Annotated in this window: 3 protein-coding genes and 2 pseudogenes; 2 read left to right on the top strand and 3 right to left on the bottom strand. The window is 60.3% G+C overall.

The window, feature by feature from the left end; all coding sequences use genetic code 11:
* Positions 1-124, top strand: a pseudogene (locus tag AC1DXV_RS32725) (IS5/IS1182 family transposase); the annotation flags it as partial.
* A 345-nt stretch (positions 125-469) separates the two neighbouring features.
* Here AC1DXV_RS32725 and AC1DXV_RS32720 read toward each other — a convergent pair.
* From AC1DXV_RS32720 to AC1DXV_RS32710, 3 genes are all read right to left on the bottom strand, one after another.
* Positions 470-709: a hypothetical protein gene (locus tag AC1DXV_RS32720; RefSeq protein ID WP_457334903.1), complete on the bottom strand. Its 240-nt coding sequence runs from the start codon at positions 707-709 to the stop codon at positions 470-472.
* 464 nt (positions 710-1,173) lie between these two features.
* Entirely contained in the window at positions 1,174-1,377 is a 204-nt protein-coding gene (locus AC1DXV_RS32715) for a DNA-binding protein (RefSeq protein WP_457334905.1), read from the bottom strand.
* Between the two features lie 271 nt (positions 1,378-1,648).
* Complete coding sequence (locus AC1DXV_RS32710) at positions 1,649-2,986, bottom strand: TniQ family protein (RefSeq protein WP_477937653.1); 1,338 nt, start codon at positions 2,984-2,986, stop codon at positions 1,649-1,651.
* A 142-nt stretch (positions 2,987-3,128) separates the two neighbouring features.
* Between AC1DXV_RS32710 and AC1DXV_RS32705 the strand changes: the two are divergent.
* A pseudogene (locus AC1DXV_RS32705) lies at positions 3,129-3,580 on the top strand (magnesium chelatase domain-containing protein); the annotation flags it as partial.

Below are 3,580 nucleotides of genomic sequence, written 5' to 3'. Positions count from 1 at the left end.
CAAGAAGGTCAGCTATCGCGGGCTGGCCAAGAACGGGGCGCGCATGTACAGCCTGTTCGCGCTGGCCAACCTCATGATCGCCAAGAGGCCGCTGCTCAGGCCTGCAGGGGTCAGTGCGCCCTGAAGGTTAAGACGAGCTCGCCAATCATTCGAAATCCACGCAAACGTGCGCTCGCCGCGGTGCAATGCATTCGCAGAGAAGCTGTCGGCTCCAGACATTGAATTGATCAGCTCATCCCTAGAAGGAACTGCTCCTGGACATCGCGCGGCCGCCAGGTCAGGATTGCCATGAAGACGCAACGTTCGAGATCACTGAGGAGATCGTGTGCTCGACCTGTCCCACGAAAAATTGGGCTTGGCACAACATGCGATCGTCCTCGCGAGCTGAACCCGCCACGCTTGACTTGGATGGAAGCCGTGTAGTCAGCGCCCGCGCCCTGGCCGGACATGCGCTTTCTGGAAGAGGCATTCATGCCATCGCCCGCTTTCGACCACCGGCATGCGGCTCTGGAGAACGCAAGGCAGGGTTGTCCTGCGGCTTGTTGACCAATGATGCTAGGAACACCATCAGCTCACCATTGCTCTCCGCCAACTGAAACTCGCCACCGTTCTGCTCAAAAGCCAGCCGCAGTTGCGACCGCTTTGCTGATCTCTTGGAAGTCACGATGAAGAGCTGCGAGCACAGCCGATCGAGATGCCACTTGCTCATGGCTGCCCTCGATTCAGGCGGCGTTCATAGACGTCTGAGCAGATGACGGATCCTGTTAGGCGATCGGTCACGAGGACCACGTTTAGTACCGCGTGATCCATCAGACATACGCAGAAGGGCCGGATGAACTCCTCTTGCGAATGAATGTCTCTCGCTGGTAGCTTCTTGAGGGCTTGTACTTCCTGTGAATGGGACTTTTTCTTGGCAAAAGTGGTCCATGGCGCCCCTACAGGCACCATCGATTTCTTGGCTGACATGGTTTCCCCGCTTTCGGGCCGAGCGAATTCCTCGCGTCGACGCGAATCTACAAAATGAGACTAAGCGGGGATTGACTACACGCGAATGCGCGATAGGATTGCTATTGTGTCAACGCCTTGGTCCCCGCCGGGTGTGCATAGAATGCCTGCGAGCTGCAACTCGTGGGCATTCGTCTTTATGGCGGTCGTTTAATCCGTAGAACGATCTCATAGATCCTCCTTGATGCCCAACGCAACTGCGATGCGGTGCGATTCGCCCCGGTAGCACTTTCGCTCCCCGGCCAGAACCGCATAGACGAGCTTGATTTCAAAGTCGTTTTCCTTTGCCCAATTTGCGATGGTGATGCCGCGGCTGCGAAAATCGCCTCGGGCTTCTTGAAAAGTTTTTAATACCTTGGTTTCTTTTTTCATGACGAGATCCCTCACGCTCCTTCGTCCACGAATCAACAGCAAGAGAAACAAGATCTCGTTGAGAATCGATTCTGTAGATTTCAGTGGAGAAGTCAAACGGTTGTTTCGAGTTACACGGAGTCTTGTAGACTCCAGTGGTGTATTGAATATCTAGAAAACCATCAAATAAATCTCCATTTCTCTGTGTTCACCTCTGCGTGCGGCGCGAATAGCAGCAGCAAATGAGATATCAACTACGCGACGGTATGTGAACGTTGCAAAAATGCGACTCCTACAAGTCAAGCCGCCGCTGTGGCGAGAGGTAGGCCACGCCAGTCGGCAGGTTGGCCTCGATCCAAGACTTGTCATTGAGCTGCAACCACCTCACGTGCGGACCGCACTTCTGGAAGTAGTCGCTGCGCAGTGCATTCGGATCTGCCTCGCGGAACGCGAGCACGGCGAGGCGTGATTCGGCCTTTCGACGCGCCAACTTGGCCTCGCGCCACATCTCATGCAGAGCCTTGTCACGGCGTACCCAGCGCTCCGCCTCATCCCTAGTCATGTCGCAGGCCTTGCAGGCGTCAGCCAAGAAGTGGTGGAAGCGCAGCGCCTCGTAGAGGCGCTGGGGAGCTCGGCTGCGTCGCGCAGCTGGAATGCCGGTCAGGCCGTGCACCGTCACACGGCCTGCGGCTTCCGCGTACTCCGCATCCAAGGAAACCGAGTCGCATGGGCCGGACGAACTAAGCAAGATGGCCCACTTCGTTGGATGCGTGGCGCGCCGGTCAACAAGGACCTCTCGGATCCAGCGCGCGTCGTGCGGCAGGCTCGCAAAATGTGCAGCGCCTGTGGCGACAAGCCTGAGGACTCGCAGTTCGTTGAATCGATTGAGGTCCGCGGAGGTTGTTGTGATGTCGGTGATTGCAAACCCAGTTTGGGCGAGGCGACTGCGGACCAGCACGCCTAAGGCAGGTACAGAGAGCGTTGTCTTGGAGCTGAGCCAGACCACGGCCCGCGCCAAGTTCAACAAAATGGTCAAGCTTTCCTTCGACAGGTCATGCGAACGGCGTGTGGATGCCGGCTCGCTGGGCAATGCCCATTCATTCGAACCAGCGCGGAGATCGAGCGACGCAAGCGGCGCGCTATGCCTCAGGCAAGCCCACATCCCGGGCCACTGTTGCTCATTGCGCCAGACTGGAACGCCCTTCCTCAGGTCCTCATCCAGGCAGTCCCGGCAATGCCGCAGAAAGATCCGGTTCGGCAGCGCGTTCCACCTCATCCCGGGCGCCTGTTGCACGCCCTTCATCGGCGCTAGAGTCGACTGACGCAAGACCTTGTCTTGCCAGCCCCGATCGGTGAACGGCCAGACAGCAGCCAGCACCGTGCGCTGCCTCAAGAGCTCCAGCGAGGGGCGAATTGCGCCGCCGCTCACCTGCTCAAGATGACCGAGGCCGACCGGAAAGTCGTGGAGGCTCGACGCGCGGCGGTGTCCCAAGAGCTCGACAGCGGTGGACTTGCTGTCTGACCTACCTGATAGACGGTGATAGCGGGCGCAGATTGAGAACAACGTCTCAGTTTCGGATGCTGGGCTTGGCAATCTGAGCTCTAGCACTCGTGTTCGATCGAGGTCCATCGAGCGTCTCCAGGCTGTTGGGAGGAATGCGTCATGCGCTTCATTGCGGAGTGGTTGGACGAGGCTGGGCTAAGCCCTTGTTTTCACAAGGCCCGGATTGCGGAGTGACTTGTTTGTGTGTGGAGTCGATTGATCGACATAGCGCGAGCGGGTGCGTGCCGCGCTGCAGAACAGCGGCCTGGCCTTCCCGCACAACAAGCGCATCACCGTGAACCTGGCGCCGGCCGACCTGCCGAAGGAGTCGGGCCGCTTCRACCTGCCGATCGCGCTCGGCATCGTCGCGGCGCAGGGCGGGCTCGACCTGCAACGCCTCGCGCGCTTCGAGTTCGCCGGCGAGTTGTCGCTCGCCGGCGACCTGCGGCCGGTGCGCGGCGCGCTGGCGATGGCGCTCGCGCTGCAGACACAGGGCACGCCCGCGCGCGCGCTGGTGCTGCCGGCGGCGAATGCCGAAGAGGCCGCGCTGGTCCCAGGCATCGAGATCCACGGCGCCCGGCACCTGCTCGAGCTGGTGCAGGCGCTGCGCCCGGACGACCCCGACGACGCCACGCCGCGCGAGCCGCTGCCGCGCGCGCTGCCACCGCGCCCGGGCCCGGG

The sequence above is a fragment of the Rhizobacter sp. P3_C12 genome (assembly GCF_056402735.1).
Note: the sequence above shows the minus strand (reverse complement) of the source record. Positions and strands in the feature narration are given on the sequence as shown.